The 4,806-nt window shown below is 74.7% G+C and carries 6 protein-coding genes; all 6 read right to left on the bottom strand.

What is annotated here, in order from left to right; all coding sequences use genetic code 11:
• Nucleotides 1-288 precede the first annotated feature (288 nt).
• Nucleotides 289-696, bottom strand: coding sequence for a DUF5130 family protein (locus tag AB0L34_RS32895; protein WP_363709469.1), 408 nt, complete (start codon nucleotides 694-696; stop codon nucleotides 289-291).
• On the bottom strand, nucleotides 683-970 hold the full coding sequence (locus AB0L34_RS32890) for a hypothetical protein (RefSeq protein ID WP_350684434.1): 288 nt from the start codon (nucleotides 968-970) through the stop codon (nucleotides 683-685). The genes AB0L34_RS32895 and AB0L34_RS32890 overlap by 14 nt, the downstream gene beginning before the upstream one ends.
• 73 nt (nucleotides 971-1,043) lie before the next feature.
• Nucleotides 1,044-2,507, bottom strand: a complete 1,464-nt coding sequence (locus AB0L34_RS32885) for an amidase (protein WP_363709467.1) — start codon at nucleotides 2,505-2,507, stop codon at nucleotides 1,044-1,046.
• Between the two features lie 147 nt (nucleotides 2,508-2,654).
• Entirely contained in the window at nucleotides 2,655-3,689 is a 1,035-nt protein-coding gene (locus AB0L34_RS32880; RefSeq protein WP_363709465.1) for an amidohydrolase family protein, read from the bottom strand.
• On the bottom strand, nucleotides 3,689-4,213 hold the full coding sequence (locus AB0L34_RS32875; protein WP_363709463.1) for a 3-hydroxyanthranilate 3,4-dioxygenase: 525 nt from the start codon (nucleotides 4,211-4,213) through the stop codon (nucleotides 3,689-3,691). The genes AB0L34_RS32880 and AB0L34_RS32875 overlap by 1 nt, the downstream gene beginning before the upstream one ends.
• A complete protein-coding gene (locus AB0L34_RS32870) occupies nucleotides 4,210-4,641 on the bottom strand; it encodes a RidA family protein (RefSeq protein ID WP_363709461.1) in 432 nt (143 codons plus the stop codon). The genes AB0L34_RS32875 and AB0L34_RS32870 overlap by 4 nt, the downstream gene beginning before the upstream one ends.
• Nucleotides 4,642-4,806 lie beyond the last annotated feature (165 nt).

Raw genomic sequence — 4,806 nt, 5'->3', positions numbered from 1 at the left:
CCCCGCCGGGGCCCGGCGTGGGTCTCCCCACGCCGGCCCCGGCCTGCGCCGTACGGGTCCGCCGGTCGCGGTGTCCGGGGAGGCGGTGGGCGGGACGGCACCGTGCCAGGTCACGCCGCGACGGCAACGTCACCGGGCCCGCACGGCGGCCAGCGCCACCGCCCGACCCGACCGCCCGGGCCCGCACGGCGGCCAGCGCCACCGCCCGCCCCGGCCCGACCGCCCGGGTCCGCTCACGACGAAGCCCGGTCCGCACTGGCGGACCGGGCTTCGGTGTGAACGGGGCGCTCAGCCCTTGCCGGCGTGGCTGGCGAGCTGGTCGAGGCCGTTGATGATGCCGCCGGCCAGGTCGCCGCCGCCGAAGGCCGCCACCATGGACAGGGCGGCGAGCCGGGCGTACGTGTCCGGGATGCGCTTGCGGGCGTGCCGGCCGGTGACGATCTCCAGCTGGCGCTGGTTGGGCGACACCGCGATCAGCACCGACCGGTCCGGCTCGGCGAGCTGGCGGTGCAGCCGCTCGGCGTGCCCCCGGATCGGCTCGTCGAGGCCGCCGACGAACACCGAGAAGACCAGGCCGGTGCCCTGGTCGGCCAGGCGCAGGGCCTCGTCGATGCGCAGCAGCTGGCGGGTCGTGAACGGCCCGTCCAGCACCTCGGGCGGATTCCCCGTCCCGACCTGCTTCTCACCAACGGTCACTTGCGCCTCCGGTTCCACCGGCCGGCGCCTCGATGCCGGCCTGCTCCTGCTTGCGGCTGGTCAGCGCCGGCGCCTGCGCGCCCGCTGCCAGGGCGGTGCCGGCCGAGTCGGCCAGCTGCTCCGGACGGCCCAGGAACCAGACCGGAGTGAAGTCGAAGGGCCGGCCCGGCCGGTAGCGCTTGTCGCCGCCACCGCCGCCACCACGGCTACCGGCGTACGCCAGGCCGGCGATCACCAGCACAGCGGCGGCCGGGATGCCGACGAAGACCAGCAACGTCTCGGTTACAGACAATCCCAACGCCCCCAGGCGGAAGAAGAGACCTCGAACATCCGGGTCGGGTGGACGATCATGGTGCCGACCGCCCGACTCCGCTGCCATTCACGTTAGCGGAGCCGACGGCCCGCCAGATTGCGGGGTGGCGTTCCCATCCGCCACTGGCGTTCTCCAGTTGCGCAGCGGTGGCGACCAACCTCGCGTCGTCGCCGTACCGGCCGGTGAGCAGGACTCCCACGGGCAACCCCTCGGCGGTGACGCCGACCGGCAGCGAAACCGACGGATCGCCGGTGACGTTGAAGACGGCGCAGTACGGCGAGAACCGGCGTTGCCGGTCGAAATCCTCCGCCGGGTCGCCGCCTTCGGCGAACCAGCCCACCGGGGCCTGGGGCGCGGCGAGCGTCGGGCAGAGCAGCAGGTCACACCCGGCGGTGCGGCGGACGCCGAGGCGCACCTGCGCCTGGAGCTCGCCGAGCGTGGCGGTGAGGGTGCCGGCGGAGACCTCCGCGCCCCGGGCGCGCAGGTGACGGGTCAGCGGCAGCAGGTGGCCCTCCCGCTCCGGCGGCACGGGCGCGAGCGCCAGCACGTACCAGACGATCTCGAACAGCGGCCACACCGCGGGCCCGAGCGGCGCGGGGACGTCGACCACCTCGTGGCCGGCGGCGGTGAGCAGCGCGGCGGCCCGGTCCACGGCGGCGACGCAGTCGGGGTGGACCGGTTCGTCGGCGAGCATCGGGGTGGTGAACCGGCCCACCCGCAGCCGACCGGGCTCCGCCGTCCGGGCCGCGGCGAGGAAGCCGCCGGCCGGCGGGGCGGGCGCCAGGTAGGGCTCGCCGGGCACCGGCTGGGCCAGCACGTCGAGCAGGGCCGCCACGTCGGCGACCGTCCGCCCGACCGGCCCGTTGGTCGGCAGGCCGTAGGCGCCAAACCCGACGGGCCCGCCGGGGACCAGGCCCCGGCTCGGCTTGTAGCCGACCAGCCCGCACAGCGACGCCGGGATGCGCAGCGAGCCGCCGCCGTCGGAGCCCTGGGCGACGGGCACCAGCCCGGCCGCGACGGCCGCCGCCGCCCCGCCGCTGGAGCCCCCGGCGGTGTACGCCAGGTCCCACGGGTTGCGGGCCGGCGGGGCGACCAGCCCCTCGGAGTAGAGCGAGCAGCCCAGCTCGGAGGTGGTGGTCTTGCCCAGGCTGACCAGCCCGGCCGCGCGCATGAACCGGACCACGTCGGCGTCGACGGGCGGCACGAAGTCGGCGAACGCGGCCGAGCCGAAGGTGGTGCGCACCCCGGCGGTGAGGGTGAGGTCCTTGATCGCCGTCGGCACGCCGTGCAGCGGGCCGCGTTCCCCGGCGGGCGCGGCGTCGGCGGCGCGGGCCGCCGCGCGGGCCAGCTCCGGGGTGACCGTGACGAACGCGCCGACCGTGTCGCCGAGCGCGTCGACCCGGGTGAGGTGGTGCTCGACCAGCTCGACGCTGGACAGCTCGCCGCGGGCGATCGCGGCGGCCTGCTCCAGCGCGGTCAGGTCGTGCGGCTCGGCCATCCCGTCATCCTGCCTGGTCCGGCCGCCGCTTTGCCGGACGACACGACCGGCCGGCCCGGCGAGGGGCCCATGTCCCCCGGCACGACGGAACCGGCCGCTCCCTCGCCGGACGCGCCCGTGCGACGTACGGCACTCCTGCCCGTCCCGTTACCGGCCGAGGAAGCGCAGGGCGTTGCCGCCGAGCAGCTTGGCGCGCTGGTCGTCGGTGAGGAACTCCGCCTCGCGTACCACCCGCCCGACCGGCCGCTCCCCCAGCGGGTACGGGTAGTCGCTGCCGAGCAGCACCCGGTCGGCGCCCATCGTGTCGACCAGCAGCCGCAGCGCCGGCCCGGAGAAGACCACCGAGTCCACGTGGAACCGGTCGACGTAGGAGCTGGGCGGGGCGGCGGAGGATCCGCGTACCAGGTCGCCCCGGCGGTGCCAGGCGTTGTCGGCGCGGCCCAGCCAGAACGGGAAGCTGCCACCGCCGTGGGCGAAGCAGATCCGCAGCGTGTCGGGCACCTTGTCGAAGACGCCGCCGAGGATCAGCGCCAGCACCGACAGGTGCGTCTCGGCGGGCATGCCGGTGAGCCAGCGGGCCATCCAGCGGTCCAGCCGGGGGCCGCCCGGCATGTCCCACGGGTGCACGAAGACCGGCGCGCCGACCTCGGCGCAGTGGGTCAGGAACTGCACGATCCCGGCGTCGTCGAGGTCGCGGTCGCCGACGTGGTTGCCGATCTCCACGCCCGCGTGCCCGGCCGCGAGGCAGCGGTCCAGCTCGGCGCAGGCGGCGTCCGCGTCCTGCAACGGCACCTGGCAGAACGGCACCAGCCGGTCGCCGCCGGCGGCCGTGACCTCCAGGGTGAGGTCGTTGAAGATCCGCGCGACCTTCGCGGCCTGGTCGGCGGGGCGGTCGTAGCCGAAGAAGACCGGGGTGGGCGAGACGACCTGCACGTCGACGCCGTCCGCCGCCATGTCGCCGAGCCGCGTCGGCGCGTCCCAGCACTCCGCGCCGACCGGCCGGAACTCCGTCTCCCCCACCATGATCATGGCGGCGCGCTCGGAGTCGACCCGCAGCCAGGGCCAGCCGGACCCGCCGCACGCCGCGGCCAGGTCCGGCCACCCCCTCGGTACGACGTGCGTGTGCACGTCGACGACCGGGAACCGCGCCTGCCCCGGCAGGCCCTCGGCGGAAACCCCCATCAGCCCTTGCCCGGGTGCAGCGCGCCGCAGTTGTCGCAGGTGCGCGCCTGCTCGTCGGCGTAGAACGCCTGGAAGACCGGGGGCAGGTCGGCGGCGATGTCGCGGACCTGCAACTCGACCTCGTGCACCTTGTGGCTGCACTCCGGGCAGTACCACTGGAACCTCTCCAGCGTGCCCTCCTCGCGGACCCGCTCGATGACCATCCCGATCGAGCCGGCCTCCGGCCGCTGCGGCGAGTGCGGCGTGTTGCGCGGCAGCATCCACATCTGACCCTCACGGATGTGCACCGTCCGCGGCCCCTCCGGGGTCATCAGGTTGACGTGCATGTTGCCCTTGACCTGGTAGAAGAACTCCTCGTACGGGTCGACGTGGAAGTCGGTGCGCTGGTTGGGCCCGCCCACCACCATGACGATGAAGTCATCGCTGCCCGGCAACATCTCCTTGTTGCCCACCGGCGGCTTGAGCAGGTGCTGGTTCTCGGCGATCCAGCCCGGAAAGCTGAACGGCTCGGCGATCTCACTCACGACTGACCTCCTGCGGGAAGAAGGGCCACGGCCTGAATCTCGATGAGCAGGTGCGGGTGCGGCAACTGGTGCACGGCAACCGTCGTGCGGGTCGGGCCGGTCGCGTCGAAGAACTCCGCCCAGACCTCGTTGTAGCCACCGAAGTCGTTCATGTTGACCAGATAGGTGGTGACCTGCACGAGGTCGGACAGGTCCGCGCCGACCGAGCCCAGCAGGTCCCGGATGTTCTCGATCACCGCCCGGGTCTGCACCCGGATGTCGAGGTTGGTGGTGCCGAACTCGTCCACCTCGACGCCGGCGAAGGTGTTGTCCGGCCGCCGCGACGACGTACCGGAGACGAAGACGAACCCGCCCGCCACCTTGACGTGCGGAAACGCCCCCCGCGGCACGGCCTTCCCGGCCACCACGCGCGCCTCGCCACCGGTCATGACCCACCACCTGGCAGGGACGCGAGAGCAACGACCACGACGGGGTTCCGGGCAGCCCGCCCGGCGCAGGGGTGTAGTGGGGACCCCCCGACCCGGGGGGGGGGGCCCGGTCCCCCCCCGCCCGAGCCCGGGGGCCCCCCCGCGCCCCGGGGGGCCGGGAGGCCC

Source organism: Micromonospora sp. NPDC052213 (genome assembly GCF_040679695.1).
GTDB lineage: Bacteria > Actinomycetota > Actinomycetes > Mycobacteriales > Micromonosporaceae > Micromonospora.
The sequence above is the reverse complement of the archived record's forward strand: the minus strand, read 5'-3'. Positions and strand labels throughout refer to the sequence as shown.

Bases quoted from the DNA above. Each gene is read 5' to 3' on its own strand.
- AB0L34_RS32885 (WP_363709467.1), bottom strand. From the start codon at position 2,507: ATGGCCGAGCCGCACGACCTGACCGCGCTGGAGCAGGCCGCCGCGATC.
- AB0L34_RS32880 (WP_363709465.1), bottom strand. From the start codon at position 3,689: ATGGGGGTTTCCGCCGAGGGCCTGCCGGGGCAGGCGCGGTTCCCGGTC.
- AB0L34_RS32870 (WP_363709461.1), bottom strand. From the start codon at position 4,641: ATGACCGGTGGCGAGGCGCGCGTGGTGGCCGGGAAGGCCGTGCCGCGG.